The organism is Kitasatospora sp. NBC_01246 (genome assembly GCF_036226505.1).
In the GTDB taxonomy this organism is placed as follows: Bacteria; Actinomycetota; Actinomycetes; order Streptomycetales; family Streptomycetaceae; genus Kitasatospora.
In genome coordinates this window covers 7,921,830-7,938,220 of sequence record NZ_CP108484.1, presented here as the reverse complement: position 1 = coordinate 7,938,220, position 16,391 = coordinate 7,921,830, and the positions used below count along the sequence as shown (strand labels likewise).

The 16,391-nt window shown below is 75.5% G+C and carries 7 protein-coding genes; 5 read left to right on the top strand and 2 right to left on the bottom strand.

From position 1 onward, the window contains the following. The first annotated feature begins 65 nt into the window (after positions 1-65). Entirely contained in the window at positions 66-5,738 is a 5,673-nt protein-coding gene (locus OG618_RS33390) for a non-ribosomal peptide synthetase/MFS transporter (protein WP_329491351.1), read from the top strand. Next, positions 5,735-8,953, top strand: coding sequence for an amino acid adenylation domain-containing protein (locus tag OG618_RS33385; RefSeq protein ID WP_329491350.1), 3,219 nt, complete (start codon positions 5,735-5,737; stop codon positions 8,951-8,953). Before OG618_RS33390 ends, OG618_RS33385 begins: the two co-directional genes overlap by 4 nt. Positions 8,954-9,020: 67 nt before the next feature. Here OG618_RS33385 and OG618_RS33380 read toward each other — a convergent pair whose 3' ends face one another. Further along, positions 9,021-9,713 (bottom strand): DUF3152 domain-containing protein, encoded by a 693-nt coding sequence (locus tag OG618_RS33380; protein ID WP_329491349.1) that lies wholly within the window; start codon positions 9,711-9,713, stop codon positions 9,021-9,023. A gap of 276 nt (positions 9,714-9,989) precedes the next feature. Then, positions 9,990-13,022 (bottom strand): class I adenylate-forming enzyme family protein, encoded by a 3,033-nt coding sequence (locus tag OG618_RS33375; RefSeq protein WP_329492376.1) that lies wholly within the window; start codon positions 13,020-13,022, stop codon positions 9,990-9,992. A 343-nt stretch (positions 13,023-13,365) separates the two neighbouring features. Here OG618_RS33375 and OG618_RS33370 point away from each other — a divergent pair, with 343 nt between their 5' ends. Genes OG618_RS33370 through OG618_RS33360 form a run of 3 tightly spaced genes read left to right on the top strand, consistent with a single transcriptional unit; the run spans position 13,366 to position 16,384 of the window. Beyond that, on the top strand, positions 13,366-14,634 hold the full coding sequence (locus OG618_RS33370; RefSeq protein ID WP_329491348.1) for an ABC transporter substrate-binding protein: 1,269 nt from the start codon (positions 13,366-13,368) through the stop codon (positions 14,632-14,634). Beyond that, positions 14,631-15,554, top strand: a complete 924-nt coding sequence (locus tag OG618_RS33365) for a carbohydrate ABC transporter permease (protein ID WP_329491347.1) — start codon at positions 14,631-14,633, stop codon at positions 15,552-15,554. The genes OG618_RS33370 and OG618_RS33365 overlap by 4 nt, the downstream gene beginning before the upstream one ends. Next, positions 15,551-16,384: a carbohydrate ABC transporter permease gene (locus tag OG618_RS33360; protein WP_329491346.1), complete on the top strand. Its 834-nt coding sequence runs from the start codon at positions 15,551-15,553 to the stop codon at positions 16,382-16,384. The genes OG618_RS33365 and OG618_RS33360 overlap by 4 nt, the downstream gene beginning before the upstream one ends. Positions 16,385-16,391 lie beyond the last annotated feature (7 nt).

The window sequence follows — 16,391 nt, the reverse complement described above, 5'->3', positions numbered from 1 at the left end:
CACCCCGCGGCCGCTCCCGCCCCGAGGGCACCGCCACCTCCGACGTGCGCCGAAATGGATCACCGATGACCGACATCCAGGACCCCACGGCCGGGCTGTCCGCGACCAAGCGCGCCCTGCTCGCCCAGCGGCTGCGGACCGCCTCCGCCCCCGCCAGAACCGTGCCGGCCAGACCGCCCGGCACCGCACCGCCGCTCTCCAGCGGGCAGGAACGGCTCTGGTTCATGGACCAGTTCGCCCCCGGCTCCACGGCCTACACGCTGGCCCCGGCCCGCCGGCTGCGCGGGCCGCTCGACCGCGACGCGCTGGACGCCGCCCTGACCGACCTGGTCGCGCGGCACGAGGCGCTGCGGATGACCTTCCCCGGCACCCCCGAGGGCACCGCCGAGGTCCGCGTCGCCGAACCCGCCCCGTGCGCGGCCCGGTTCGTCGACGCCACCGCCGACCCGGACCCGGCCGGGCGGGCCACCGCCGAACTCGGCGCCCTGGCGGCCGAGCCCTTCGACCTGGCCGCCGGACCGCTGCTGCGCGCCCTGCTGGTCCGCATCGCACCCGACGAGCACGTGCTCGCGCTGGTGATGCACCACATCGTCAGCGACGGCTGGTCGCTGGACATCCTCCACCGCGAGCTGGACGCGCTCTACGCCCGGCACGCCGACGGCACCCCGGACAGCCTGGCGGCCCCGGCCGTCCGGTTCGGCGACTACGCGCACTGGCAGCGCGAGCGGCTGACCGGCGGCGCGCTGGCCGCCTCCCGCGCCTACTGGCGGACCGAGCTGCGCGACGTCCCCGTCCTCGACCTGCCCACCGACCGACCGCGGCCCCCGGTGCTGACCTTCGACGGCGCCGCCCTGGAGTTCCACTGGGGTGCGGACCTCGGCAGCGGCGTCAACGCCCTGGCCCGCTCCGCCAACGCGTCCGCGTACATGGTGCTGATGGCCGCGCTGCAGACCCTGCTGGGCCGGCACACCGGCTTGCGGGACTTCGCCGTCGGCTCGGCCGTCGCGGGCCGCCTCCACCGCGAACTGGAGGACGTCGTCGGGCTGTTCGTCAACATCCTGCCGATCCGGGCCCGGCTGGAGGGCGACCCGACCTTCACCGAGCTGCTCGGCCGGGTCCGCGAGACCACCCTCGACGCGTACACCCACCAGGAGGTGCCCTTCGAGCAGATGGTGGCCGACCTGGAGATCGAGCGCGACGTCAGCCGGTCGGCCGTCTTCCAGGTGAGCTTCGCCTTCCAGAACTACGGCGACCGCACCGCGAGCAGCACCCGCACCAGCACCGGCACCAACGCCCGCCCCGGTGGCGCTCCGGCCCGGGAGGGCTTCGGCCACGAGGCCACCACCACCCGCACCGACCTGGCGCTCTACCTGCGGGAGAAGTCCGACGGCGGCCTGTACGGGCTGCTCACCTACCGCACCGACCTCTTCGACGCCGCGACCGTCCGACGCCTGGTCGAGCGGTTCGAACTGCTCCTCGCCGCCGCAGTGGCCGACCCGGCCCGCCCGGTCTCCCGGCTGCCGCTGCTCACCCCCGGCGAACGGCGGGACGTGCTGGAGACCTGGGCCGCCGGCCCGCCGCTGCCCCCCACCGCCGGTGCGCCGGACACCCTGACGGCGCTGCTCGCAGCCACCGCCCGGGACCACCCGGAGCGCCCGGCCGTGGTCCTCGGGGACCGCACGCTCGACTACCGCGAGCTGGAGCAGCGGGCCACCGGCCTCGCCCGGCGGCTGCGGGCGCTCGGTGTGCGGCCCGACGACCGGGTCGCGGTCTGCCTGGAGCAGTCCCCCGAACTGGCGGCGGCCCTGGTCGGCGTGCTCAAGTCCGGCGGTGCCTACCTGCCGCTGGACCCGGAGCAGCCGCCCGCCCGGCTCGCCCACCTGGTGGCCGACGCCGAGGTACGGGTGCTGGTCACCGACACCGCGCTGCGGGGGCGCTTCCCCGGCTACACCGGCGCCGAGCTGCTGCTCGACGCGGACCCGCCCGGCCCGGAGCCCCTCGCGCCCGATCCGGAACCGCTGGACGAGGCCGCCGGCCCGGACCACCTGGCCTACGTGATCTACACCTCGGGCTCGACCGGCGCCCCCAAGGGCGTCGCCGTCCAGCACCGGCAGATCCTCAACTACCTGGCCGGGGTGCGCGAGCGGCTGCGGATCGAGCCCGGCGCGAGCTACGGGCTGCTGCAGTCGCTGTCCTTCGACTTCAGCATCACGATGCTCTACCTGGCGCTGAGCAGCGGCGGCCGGGTCCACCTGCTCCCCCGCCGGATCGCCGGCGCCGAACTCGCCGAGCAGATCGAGGCCCTGGAGCTCGACTACCTCAAGATGACCCCCTCGCACCTGGCCGCGCTCGGCTCCGACGCCCCGCTGGAGCGGCTGCTGCCCCGCCGGGCGCTGGTGCTCGGCGGCGAGGCCTCGGCCTGGCCGTGGGCCGCCGACCTGGCCGCCCTGGACCGCTGCGCGGTGTTCAACCACTACGGCCCCACCGAGGCGACCGTGGGCGTCACCGTCCACGAGGTCACCGCCGGCGCGGCCGGTCCGGGGAGCACCCCCATCGGCACCCCGCTCGCCGGGGCCCGCTGCCACGTGCTCGACGAGGCGCTGCAGCCCGTGCCGCCGGGCGTCACCGGCGAGCTGTACCTGGGCGGCGACCGGCTCGCCCGCGGCTACCTGGGCCGCCCCGACCTGACCGCCGAGCGCTTCGTCGAGGACCCGTTCGGCGCGCTCGGTGACCGGCTCTACCGCACCGGCGACCTCGCGCGCTGGCGGCCCGACGGCGCCCTCGACTACCTGGGACGCGGCGACGACCAGATCAAGGTGCGCGGCTACCGGGTGGAGCCGGGCGAGATCGAGGCCGCCCTCACCGCCCTGCCCGGCATCACCCAGGCCGTGGTGCTGGCGCGCGGCGAGGGACTGCGGCAGGCGCTGGTCGGCTACCTCGAACACCCGGGCGGGGGCCCGGCGCCTGCGCCCGCCGAGCTGCGCGAGGCCCTCGCCGAGGTGCTGCCCGACTACATGGTGCCGGCCCGCTTCGTCGTCCTCGACCGGCTCCCCCTGCTGGCCCACGGCAAGGTCGACCGCCGCTCGCTGCCCGAGCCCGAGGAGCCCGCCGCCACCGGCGAGTTCGTCGAACCGCAGGACGAGGCCGAGCGGTTCCTCGCCGGGCTCTGGGCCGAACTGCTGGGGGTCCCCCGGGTCGGCGCCCTGGACGACTTCTTCGAACTCGGCGGGCACTCGCTGCTCGCCACCCAGGTGGTCGCCCGGCTGCGCCGGGCCTACCCCGAACTCCCCACGCCGGTCGGGGTGATGGACCTCTTCAAGTACCCCACCGTCCGGCGCCTCGCCGCCCTGCTCAGCGACCCGGACGCCGACCGCGGCCCCCGCCGCCTGCTGCACCGGCTCACCCCGGCCGGCCGCCGGACCACCGCCAGCATCGTCTGCACCCCGTACGGCGGCGGCAGCGCGCTCATCTACAAGCCGCTCGCCGACGCGCTGCCCGCCGACTGGGCGCTGCACTCGCTGGCCGTCCCCGGCCACGAGCTGGGCGAGGAGGCGATGGACATCGACGAGGTGGCCGCCCGCTGCGCCCAGGAGATCGTCGACACCGTCGAGGGGCGGATCGTCCTCTACGGCCACTGCGGGGTCGGGGTCCGGCTCGCCGTGGAGGTCGCCCGCCTGGTCGAGGCGGCCGGGCGGGAGATCGAGGCCGTGCACCTCGGCGGGATCTTCCCGTTCGCCCGGCCGCGCGGGCGCGGCGCCGCCGTCGGCGAGCGGTGGGCGCGGATCGCCGACCGGCTCCGCAGCGACCAGGGCATGGTCAACGCCCTGGCGGCGGCCGGTCTGGACACCGACGAGGTCGGCGCCGAGCAGCTGCGCCTGATGGTGCGCAACCGCCGGACCGGTACGAAGGAGGCCGAGCGGTACTTCACCCGGCTCTTCGAGAGCGAGGACGGCCGGATCTCCGCACCGGTGATCGCGGTCTGCGGCGACCGGGACCCGGCCACCGAGTTCTACGAGGAGCGGTACCGGGAGTGGCACCGGCTCAGCGACACCACCGGTGTGGTGGTGCTCGACGAGGCCGGCCACTTCTATCTCAAGTACCGGGCCGCCGAACTCGCCGAGATCCTGACCACCGTGCACCGCTCGGTCGCGGCGGGGCGGGAGCGGCGGCACGAACGGGCCGACGGCGCCACCTGGTGGCTGGCCGGCCTCTCCCGGGACGGCGCCGAGCAGAGCGCCGACGCCCGCCCCGCCGCGCCCGGCGCGCGCACCCCGGCCGGCGCGAAGAGCCCGGCGGCGGCACGGCCGACCATGCGGCGGTTCCTCGGCGTCGCCGCCGGGCAGCAGATCTCCATGATCGGCTCGGCGCTCACCGAGTTCGCCCTGCCGGTCTGGATCTACCTGACCACCGGTTCCCTCGCCCAGTTCGGCCTGCTGGCGGCCTGCGGGCTGGTGCCCGGCATCCTGGCGGCGCCGATCGCCGGCGCCGTCGTGGACCGCGGCGACCGGCGCCGGATCATGCTGTACGGCGACGTCGCGGCCGGCCTGACCCAGGCGGTGATGCTGCTGCTGTTCCTCGCCGACGGCCTGCGGGTCTGGCACGCGTACGTCCTGATCGCGGTGCTCTCGACGGCGCTCACCTTCCAGCGGCTGGCCTGGAACTCGGCCGTCCCGCAGCTCGTGCCGAAGCGGTTCCTCGGCCGGGCCAACGGCATCGTCCAGATGGCCTTCGGGCTGGCCCAGTTCCTGGTGCCGCTGTTCGCCGTCGGACTGCTCGCCGCGCTCGGCCTCGGCGGCATCCTCGCCCTCGACGTGGCGAGTTACGTGGTGGCCACCGCCGTCACGCTGGCCGTGCGCTTCCCGGACGTGATGGCGGCCCGGCGGCGGGAGAGCGTCGCCGCCGAGATCCGGGCCGGGTTCCGGCGCGCGCTGGGCAGCCGGCACTTCCGCGCGATGCTGCTGTTCTTCGCCGTCCTCAACATCTTCCTCTCCCCGCTGTTCCTGCTCACCACCCCGCTGGTGCTCTCCTTCGCCCCGCTCGCGGCGGCCGGGTGGGTCGCCGTCGCCGCCGGCCTGGGCGCCGTGCTGGGCGGTCTGACCCTGCTGGTCTGGGGCGGGCCCCGGCGGTTGCGGCTGCGCGGCGTCCTGTTCGCCACCCTCGGGCTGGCCGGCGCCTGCCTGGTGACCGGTCTGCGGCCCTCGGTGCTGCCGGTGGCGCTCGGCGCCTTCGGCATGGCCTACGCACTGGCCCTGGTCAACGGCGTCTACGCGACGATCGTGCAGACCAAGGTCCCGCTGCGGTTCCACGGCCGGGTGATCGCGGTGAACACCATGGTCGCCTGGTCCACCCTGCCGGTCGGCTTCGCCGTGGTGGCGCCGCTCGGGCCGCGCCTGGTCCAGCCGTGGGTCGACGAGGACGGCGCGCTCGCCGGCACCGTCGGACGGCTGATCGGCACCGGCGAGGGGCGCGGCATCGGCCTGCTCTACCTGCTGTTCGGCCTGGCCATGGTGCTGCTGGTGCTGGCCTGCCTGGCCGTTCCCGCGCTGCGCCACTTCGACCGCGACGTCCCCGACGCCGAGCCCGACGACCTGGTGGGCCTGGCCGCCCTGACGGGCCGCGCCACCACGACCGCCCAGCCCACCCCGACTCCCACCCCCACCCCCACCGCCATCCCCACCACCGCGCCCGCCGACACCCCGCCCGCGCGCCGTACCGGAACCGAGGCCGCCGTCCGATGACCAGCACCGACCAGACGACCGGCGCCGCCCGCCCGACCGAGGCCGCCCACCCGCTCACCGAGGAGCAGCGGCGCCTCTGGTTCCTCCAGCAACTCAACCCCGCCGACACGGGCTTCACCATGTACCTCTGCCGGCGCTGGAGCGGTCCGCTCGACCAGGGCGCGCTGCGCGCCGCGCTGGACCGGCTGACGGCCCGCCACGAGACCCTGCGCACCCGGTTCGCCCTGGACGGCGAGGCGCCCGTCCAGTTGGTCGAGCCGCCCGCGCCGGTCCCGCTCGCCCTGGTCGAGCTGGCCCCCGGCGCGAGCGAGCGCGACTTCACCGAGGCCTGCCGGCCGGCCGTCAACGCGCCCTTCGACCTGGCCGAGCGGCCGCCGCTGCGGGCCGTCCTGGTCTCCGCCGGGCCGGACGAGCACGCGCTGGCCGTGGTGGTGCACCACATCGTCTCGGACGGCTGGTCGTTCCGGATCCTCTGGCGCGAACTGCTCGCCCTCTACCGGGAGGAGACCGGCGAGGCGCCGGCCGGCCTGGCACCGCTCGCCCTCCGGTACGGCGACATCGCCCGCGCCGAGCGGGAGCGCGCGGCGGCCGGGGGCGCCGAGGCCGCGTTCCGCTACTGGGCCGAGAAGCTGGCCGGCACCGGCCGGCTGCGGCTGCCGCTGGACCACCCGCGGCCGGACCACCCGCGGCATCCGGCCGGCTTCGCCCCGGTCGAGCTCGGCCCCGGACTCACGGCGGCCCTGGACGCACTGGCCCGGCGCGAGCGCTGCACCCCGTTCATGGTGCTGCTGGCCGCCTACCAGTGCGTGCTGGCCCGCTGGACCGGCACCCGGGACTTCCTGGTGGGCACCCCCCTGGCAGGTCGGACCGAGGCCGCCCAGGAGGCACTGGTCGGCTACTTCGCCCGGACCGGGATCATCCGCGCCGACCTCACCGGCGAGCCGGACTTCCGGACGGTGCTGCACCGGGTGCGGACGGCCGCCCTGGGCGCGCTGAGCCACCAGGAGGTACCGGTGGAGCGGCTCGCCACCCACCTGGACCTGCCCGCCGAGGCCGGCGCCGCGCCGCTCTACCAGGCGGTGTTCGTCCACCAGAGCCAGTACGACCTGGCCGGCGGCGACGGCGGCGCCGACCTGCCGGCCGGGGTGCGCACCGCCTCGATGGACTCCGGCTTCGAACGCGCCAAGACCGATCTGCTGCTCGACAGCTGGCGGACGCCGGACGGCGGTCTGACGCTCTCCTTCGCCTTCGACCGGGAGGTCCTCGACGACACGACGGTCGCCGCGCTCGGCGCCCGCTGCCGGGCCCTGCTCGCCGCCGTCGTCGAGGACGCGGCGCTGCCGCTGCACGGCGACTGGCTGATCGGGCCGGAGGAGGAGGCCGAACTCCTCGCGCTCGGCACCGGACCGGCGCCCGGCCGCACCGGGCCGGTGCGCCCGTGGCTCCCCCGCTTCGCGGAACGCGTCGCCGCCGCGCCGGACGCCCCGGCCCTGGAGTGCGACGGCCGCACCCTCTCCTACGCCGAACTCGACCGGCGGGCCGACGACCTGGCCGCCCGGCTCGGACCCGTCGCCGGTCAGCTGGTGGCGGTCCGGCTGGCGCCCTCGCTCGACCTGGTGGTCGCGCTGCTGGCGGTCTGGAAGGCCGGGGCCGGCTACCTGCCGATCGACCCGGCCCACCCCGAGGAGCGGCGGCGGCTGATGCTCCGCGAGTCGGGCGCCGTCCTGCTGCTCACCGACGAGGACAGCGAGGGCGACGGTGAGGGCGAGGGCGCCGAGAGCGGCGCGGGCCCGCGGATCGTCCCGGCCGCCGCGCCCTCCCCGGGTGCGGACCGGGCCGGGCTGGCGTACGTCCTCTACACCTCCGGCTCCACCGGTACCCCCAAGGCGGTGGCCGTCGACCACCCGGCCCTCGCCGCCCGGGTCGACTGGATGGCCGGCCCGGACGGCTACCGGCTGGCGCCCGGTGACCGGATCGTCCAGTTCGCCTCGATCGGCTTCGACACCCACGCCGAGGAGCTCTGGCCCGCCCTCGCCGCCGGCGCCTGCGTGGTCCTGCTCCCGGGCGGCGGGCGCACCCTGCCCGAGCTGCTCCGCGGCCCGCACGGCCGGTCTGTCACGGTGCTCGACCTGCCCACGGCGTACTGGGAGGAACTGGTCTCCCTCGACGGGCGGACGCCCTGGCCGGCCGCCCTGCGGCTGGTGGTGCTCGGCGGCTCCGAGGCCCGCGCGGACTCCGTCGCCCGCTGGCGGGAGCGGCACGGCGACGCCGTCCGGCTCGTCAACACCTACGGCCCGACCGAGGCCACCGTGATCGTCACCGCCGCCGACCTCACCGCCCCGGACACCACCCGGCGCCCGCCCCTCGGCCGCCCGCTCCCCGGCGTCCGGCTCTACGTCCTCGACGAGAACGGCGCCCTGCTCCCGCGCGGCTCCGCGGGCGAGCTGCACATCGGCGGCGCCGGCCTGGCCCGCGGCTACCTGGGCCGCCCCGACCTCACCGACGCCGCCTTCCGCCCCGACCCCTTCACCGGCACGAGCCCCGGCGCGCGGATGTACCGCACCGGCGACCGGGCCCGCTGGCGCGCCGACGGGCAGTTGGAGTACCTGGGCCGCACCGACGAGCAGATCAAGCTGCGCGGGTACCGGATCGAACCGGCCGAGATCGAGGCCGCCCTCAGCGGCCACCCGGAGGTGGCCGGAGCGGCCGCCGTCGTCCTCGCCGGCCGCCGCCTGGTCGGCTACGCCGTCCCGGCCCCCGGCGCCGAACCCGCACCGGCCGCCCTGCGCGAGCACCTGGCCCGGTCGCTGCCCGCCTATCTCGTCCCGGACACCGTCGTCCTCCTCGACCGGCTGCCGCTGACCCTCAACGGCAAGCTCGACACCGCTGCCCTCCCCACCCCCGACCCGACCGCCACCGCCGAGTACCTGGCCCCGCGCACCGACGCCGAACAGCTCGTCACCGACCTCTGGGGGGAGGTCCTGGGCCTCCCCCGGGTCGGCGTCCTCGACGACTTCTTCGCCCTCGGCGGCGACTCCCTCCTGGTCACCCGCGTGGTCGCCCGGATCCGCGCCGCCGTCGGCCTGGACGTCCCGATCCGCGACGCCTTCGAACTCTCCACCGCCGCCGCCCTCGCCGCCCGGATCGAGGACCTGCTGATCGCCGAGATCGAGGCCCTCAGCGAGGAGGAGGCCGCCGCCCGGCTCACCGACTGAACGTCCGGAACGCGTGACGCCTGTCGCCCCGCCGGAGGTTCGGTGGGGCGACAGGCGTCACGGGTGGCTACGGGGCCGGGGTGGCGGGCGGGAGGAGGGGACCGGTGAGCAGGGTGCCGGTCTCGGAGTAGGGCCAGCCGTTCGGGACGCACCCGTGCAGGCCCTTGATCTGCTGCATCATCACCGGCGCCGGCTGACCCGGGCCGGGGCAGTCGACGTGGCCGAGGCCGAGGATGTGGCCGACCTCGTGGTTGACCGCGAGCGCGTGGTACTGCTCCGGCTGGCCGGTGTAGAACTCGGTCAGCTCGTTCCAGCGCTTGGCGTTGATGACCACCTGGTGGCCCACCCCGCAGTTCACCGACCCGCCGGTGTCCAGCCCGTACTGGCCGCATATCCGGTCGGTGGTCTTCGGGCTCGCCAGGTAGACGGTGAAGTCCACCGGGTCGGCGGGCATCCGCTGGAAGGAGCGCGTGCCGTCGGCGGCCCAGCCGCGCCGGACGTCACCGAGGACGGCGTCGACCGCGGCGGCGAACTGCTCGGGGCTCTCCTTGAGCCCCTTCTCGGCCCGGACCTTGTAACGGTAGACGTGCTCGCCGCTGCCGAAGAGCGGGGAGCCCCCGGTGGCCGTGGTGAACGCCATCGGGTCCAGCGCCTTGGCGGCGGGCGGGGCCCAGGGCTTCCACCACAGCAGGCCGGCGGTCAGGGCGCCGATCAGCACCACGGCGAGCCCGCCCGCCCAGAGCTTGGCTCCGGCGGACACGCGCCGGAGCCCCCCGAGGCCCCTCATCGGCCGCTCCCCGCCGTGGGGCGGCCGCACCGGAGCGCCGGCCGTGGCACCCGGGGCGTCGGAAGGACGGTGGCGGCGGGTCGGAGGCGGTCCGAGGTCTGCGGCGACATGGTGGGGCGAGACTCCTGTACGAATGGACGAACGTATGCACGATTGTGCAGGAAAGAACGGACGCCGACGGACGACCGGTTCAAAACGGCCGCTTCCGCCCGCTGCCGACCCCGTGCACGCACCCCTTCCGCCTCCTCCTCACCCGGCCTCCGGCAAGCGGGCCTCCAGGGCCTGCGCCAGCTCCGCGACGGTCTCCGGAGCGAAGGCGTGCTCGTTGTAGCGCAGCCAGCAGACCAGCCCGCCGTCCGGCTGCTCGACCGCCGCCAGCTCCGGCACGTGCCGGTCCCCGCCCGGCATCGGGTACGGCACGGTCGCGCTGCGCGGCACCTCCCAGGCGGTGCAGGCCAGCCCGGGCAGCTGGGCCGGCGCGCTCCAGCTCTCGTAGCGGAGCCAGGCGGCGAACGGCACCCGGGGGCTGAACTCCGCGAACGGGTAGAGCTGGTGGTCCAGGGCGGCCGTCGAGGCGGTCCGGACCCGGGCCAGCAGTTCGGCGAACCCGGGTGCGCCCGTCGCGTCGATCCGCAGCAGCAGCGACTGGACGAAGCAGCCCACGGCCCGCTCGGCCGCCGGTTCGGTCCGGCCCGGCACCGGGGTCATCAGCACCAGGTCGCCCTGGCCGCTGCGCTCCGCCAGCAGGCCCAGCCAGACCGCCGCGAGCGCCTGGAACGGCGTCGCGCCCGCCTCGGCCGCGCGGGCCCGCAGGGCCGCGGCCCGCTCCGGCGCGACGGCCAGCCGGTGGGCCGCGCTCAGCACGACCTCGGTGGACCGCCGCCCCGGGAACGGCTCCACCGCCGGCGGCGCGCCGGCCAGGGTGCGGGCGAAGTGGGCGCGGGAGGCCGGCCAGTGGGCGTTGGACCGGGCGACGAGCTCCCGGTACTCGGGTCCCGGCCGGGGGGCGGGCGCCGACCGGCCGCGCCGCAGCGCCGAGTAGAGCACGCCCAGCTCGCGCAACAGCACCCCGATCGACCAGCCGTCGGCGACCATGTGGTGCACCGCGAGCAGCACGGCGTGGTCGTCCGGGCCCCGGGTGACCACGGCGAGGCGGGTCATCGGCCCCTCGGCGATGTCGGTCAGCCGGTCCCGGACGGCGACCAGCCGGGCGGAGACCTCGTCGTCGCTCTCGCCCGGGGCCTCGACCGGGACGACCTCCACGCCCGGGTCCGCGTCGACCACCGCGCGCCGGATCCCCGGCTGCCCGGCACCCGGTACCGGGACGAACCGGGTCCGCAGCGCCGGGTGACGGCGCGCCACCTCGTGCAGCGCCTCGGCCAGCAGGTCGGTGCGCAGCGGCTCGGTGACCCGGAACATCACGGCCACCGATCCGACGTTGCGGCCCTCGGCCTCGGCCGTCCAGCGCAGGAAGTTCTCCTGCTGGGAGGTGAGCGGGAGGTCGTGCGGCTGGGCGCGCAGCTCCCGGAGGAAGTCCGAGACCTCCTCCTCGGCCGGTGGGCCCGGCTCCCGGGCCGTCGTCGGCGCCTCCTTGAGCCAGGCCGCCTGGGCGCGCAGCGAGGGCCGTTCGAAGACCAGGGCGGTGCTCGCCGTGACGCCGAACTCGGCGGAGATCGCGGTGGCCAGCTGGACGGCCCGGAAGGAGTCCCCGCCGAGGGCGAAGAACTCGTCCTCGACGGCCCGCACCGGGCGGCCCAGCACCCGCCGCCAGAGCCCGGCCAGGGCGACCTCGCGGTCGGTGGCGGGCGGGGTGCCGGGGGCAGGGTCGGCCGATTCGGTGAACCGGGCCCGCAGTTCGTGCTTCACCACCTTGCCGCTGGGGTTGCGCGGCAGGCGGTCGGTGACCAGGATCCGGACGGGCAGTTCGGCGCGACCGAGCCGGGCGCTCAGGAACAGCCGCAGCTCGTCGAGGTCGAGGCCGTCCGCGGCGGGCACCACGGCGGCGACCGGTACGGCGCCCATCACCGGGTGCGGGACGCCCAGCGCGGCCGCGTCCGCGACCTGCGGGTGGGCGTGCAGCACGTCCTCGATGCGCAGCGTGGAGACCTTCAGCGCACCGGACTTGATGAGGTCGCTCTCCCGGTCGACCAGGTAGAGGTAGCCGTCCGCGTCGAGCCGGCCGAGGTCGCCCATCCGCACCCAGCCGTCCCGGAAGACGGCGGCCGACTCGCCCGGTCCGGCCACGTAGCCGCGCGGCGGCCCGGGCTGGCGCAGCCAGACCTCGCCGACGGCGCCGGGCTCCACCGGGTGCCCGTCCGCGCCGAGCAGCCGCAGGTCGGCCGGGTTGGCCGGGCGGCCGACCGAGCCCGGCCGGCGGGCGTCCACGACGGCCGATATCTGGGCCGGGGAGGACTCGGCGGAGGTGTAGGTGTTGACGACGGTGGCGGTGGGGAGCGCGGCGGTGAGCGCCGTCGCGACCGGCGCGGGCAGCGCGGCCGCCGAGGAGCTGACCAGCAGCACGCTGCCGAGGTCCCGGCGGTGGGCCACGCCGGAGTTCAGCAGTTCCACGGCCATCGAGGGCACCAGGAAGACGGTGCCGACCCGGTGTTCCTCGACGGTCCGGCCGAACTCCTCGGCGTCGAAGCGCGGCAGGCAGATCGTCGCGGGCGCCGCGACCAGGGCGTTGACCAGGACGACCTGGGCCGCGTTGGTGCCGATCGGGAAGGCGTGCACGGCGTGCGCCGAGTGGGCGTACGGCCGGGGCCTGGGATCGAGCCGCTGCCCCGCGGTGAGGCTGGCGTGCGCGGCGTGCACGCCCTTGGGCGCCCCGGTGGTGCCGGAGGTGCCGATCACCTGGGCCAGGTCCTCGGGGCGGGCCCGGTGCGGCGGCTCGTCGGGGGCGCCGGTCACCGCCTCCAGCGCGGCGAGCGGCAGGCAGGGCACGCCGGCCGCGGCCGCCCGGGGGTCCTCCGCCGGGCCGGCCACCGCCAGGCGCACCGCGCTCGCCGTCGCGAGCCGCGCGGTGTCCTCCGGGCCGAGGTCCTCGCGGACCACCACCCCGGCCGCGCCCGCGTAGTGGACCGCGAGGAAGGCCACCGCGTACGCGTCCCAGCCGTGGTTGGGGAACAGCAGCAGCACCCGGTCCCCGGGCCGGACCCCGGCGCGGGCGAGTCCGTGGGCGGCGCGGACGGCGCGCTCGCGCCACCGGCGGTAGTCCAGCGGCGCGCCTCCGGGGACGAGCAGGGCGGTCCGTCCGGGGTGCCGGGCCGCCCGGTCGTCCAGCAGATCGGGCAGGGTGAGCGGGGTGCTGACGGTGGATCGGGTGTTGATGACGACTCCCGGAAGGGCCTGGACGGGGACTGCGGCCGATCGGCCGAACGGGTGAATGGTCCAGACCGTAGCGGCTGTGCGGGCCGGCCCGCCAGAGCCGTCGGCCGGCCGGCGCCGATCGAAGCGGAACGGCGCCGGGCCCGGTCCGACCGTTCCCGCCGCACGCGGCGGCGGCGGTCGGACCAGCTCTAGCCCACCCGGCGGGTATCGGGTGTGTCGCGCCGTCAGCTCCCGCCCCGCCCCCCGCCGCGCGCCCTAGCGTGACCACCCGCAGGCCGCCACCGGAGGGAGAGCCGTGCCGAGACCACGTCACCGGGCCGCACTCGTCCTGGTCCACTTGCTGACCCTGGCCCTCGCCGCCTGCGGCAGCGGCGCCGACGGGGGCGCCGGACCGGTCACCCTCGACTGGTACAACTTCCCCGACGACTCCGGCGCCCTCCAGCAGGCCGCCGACTCCTGCGGCCGCGACTCCGGCGGGCGCTACTCGATCCGCTACAACAAGCTGCCGCGCACCGCCGACGGCCAGCGCCAGCAGCTGGTGCGCCGGCTCGCCGCGCACGACGCCGGGGTGGACATCATGGGCCTCGACGTCACCTGGGCGCCCGAGTTCGCCGAGGCCGGCTGGATCCGCGAGTGGACCGGCGCGCTCAAGGAGCGGGCCGGCGCGGACACCCTGGCCGCCGCGCTGAAGACCGCGACCTGGAAGGACCGGCTGTACGCCGTCCCGTACAACTCCAACACCCAACTGCTCTGGTACCGCGACGACCTGGTCCCCACCCCGCCGCGCACCTGGGCCGAGATGCTCGGCATGGCCGACGCGCTGGCCAAGGCCGGCAAACCGCACTTCGTCGAGGTCCAGGGCGCCCAGTACGAGGGCCTGACGGTCTGGTTCAACACCCTGGTGACCAGCGCGGGCGGTTCGGTGCTCACCCCCGACGCGACCGCCCCCTCGCTCGGGCCGCCGGCCGTCACCGCCGCCGGCGTCATCCGGGACCTCGCCCACTCCCCCGCCGCCGACCCCTCGCTCTCCAACCAGATGGAGGACCAGAACCGGCTGGCGATGGAGTCCGGTTCCGCCGCCTTCGAGCTCAACTACCCGTTCGTCTACCCGGCGATGAAGGCCGACCAGCCCGAGCTGTTCCCGCACTTCCGCTGGGCGCCCTACCCGGCCGTCCTCCCGGACCGCCCGGCGAGCGTGACCATCGGCGGGATCGACCTCGCGGTCGGTGCCTACAGCCGGCACCCCGAGCTGGCCCAGGAGGCCACCCTCTGCCTGCGCAACCGCGACAACCAGCTGACCAACGCGCTCAAGGGCGGCCTGCCGCCGTCGCTGCGCAGCCTCTACACCGCCGCCGAGCTGACCGACAGCTACCCGTTCGCCGCCGACGTGCTGGCGGCGCTGGACTCCGCCTCCGTCCGGCCGCAGACGCCCGCCTACCAGAACGTCTCGATCGCGATCTCGCACGCGCTCTCCCCACCGTCCGCCGTACAGCCGGAGAGCACCGTCTCCGCGCTGAACGGCCAGCTCAGGGACGCGCTCGGCTCGAAGGGGCTGATCCCGTGACCAGGCCGCCCACCCTCCCCGCGACAGCCCCGAAGGGCCTGTCCGAGGGCTCGCGCCAGGAGCGCCGGCTCGGCTGGCTGCTCTGCGCCCCGGCCGTGCTGGTGATGACCGCCGTGACGGCCTACCCGGTCGGCTACGCCGTCTACCTCTCCCTCCAGCGCTACGACCTGCGCTTCCCCCAGCAGGCGGAGTTCGTCTGGTTCGGCAACTACGCCGCCGTGCTCTCCTCCCCGTTCTGGTGGCAGGCGCTCTGGGTGACGGTGCTGATCACCGCCGTCTCGGTGGCCATCGAGCTGGTGCTGGGGCTCGCCCTGGCGCTGGTGATGCACCGGGCGGTGTTCGGCCGGGGCACGGTGCGCACCGCCGTCCTGGTGCCGTACGGGATCGTCACCGTGGTCGCCGCCTACTCCTGGCAGTACGCCTGGACGCCGGACACCGGCTACCTGGCCGCGCTGCTGCCCGAGGGCAGCGCCCCGCTCACCGACCACTGGCAGGCGATCGGACTGATCATCCTGGCCGAGGTGTGGAAGACCACGCCCTTCATGGCGCTCCTGCTGCTGGCCGGTCTGGCGCTCGTCCCCGGGGAGACCGTCCGGGCCGCGATGGTGGACGGCGCGACCTTCGGCCAGCGGCTGCGGCTGGTGATCCTGCCGCTGATGAAGCCGGCCATCCTGGTCGCCCTGCTCTTCCGCACCCTCGACGCGTTCCGGGTCTTCGACAACATCTACGTCCTGACCGGCGGGTCCAACGACACCGGCTCGGTGTCGATCCTCGGCTACGACAACCTCTTCACCGCGCTCAACCTGGGCATCGGCTCGGCGATCTCGGTGCTGATCTTCCTCTGCGTGGCGGCGATCGCGCTGGTCTTCATCAAGGTGTTCGGCGCTTCGGCGCCCGGTGGCGGGACGGAGGGCCGATGACCTCCCGACGCACGCGCGCGGCGGCCGGCTGGGGCGTCGTCAACCTGCTGGTGGTGCTCTACGCGCTGTTCCCGGTCTGGTGGATCGCCGCGCTCTCCTTCAAGGACCCGAGCACGTTGAACGACGGCGACTTCGTCCCGCGCAAGTGGACGCTGGAGAACTACCGCGGCATCTTCCAGACCTCGGACTTCACCCGCGCGCTGGTCAACTCGATCGGCATCGCCGTCATCGCCACCACCATCGCGGTCGTCCTCGGCACCATGGCCGCCTACGCGGTGGCCCGCCTGCGCTTCCCGGGCAAGCGGCTGCTGATCGGGATGTCGCTGCTGATCGCGATGTTCCCGCCGATCTCGCTGGTCTCGCCGCTGTTCAACATCGAGCGGGTCCTGGGCCTCTTCGACACCTGGCCGGGCCTGATCATCCCGTACATGACGTTCTCGCTGCCGCTGGCGATCTACACCCTGTCGGCGTTCTTCCGGGAGATCCCGTGGGACCTGGAGAAGGCGGCGAAGGTGGACGGCGCGACGCCCGCGCAGGCGTTCCGGCTGGTGATCGCGCCGCTGGCGGCGCCGGGGGTGTTCACCACCGGGATCCTGGTCTTCATCTTCTGCTGGAACGACTTCCTCTTCGCCATCTCGCTGACCTCCACCAACGCCGCACGGACCGTCCCGGCGGCGATCGCGTTCTTCACCGGCAGCTCGCAGTTCCAGCAGCCGACCGGCTCGATCGCCGCGGCGGCCGTGGTGATCACGATCCCGATCGTGGTCTTCGTGCTGCTGTTCCAGCGCCGCATCGTGGCCGGCCTCACCGCCGGCGCCGTCAAGGGCTGACCCCCGA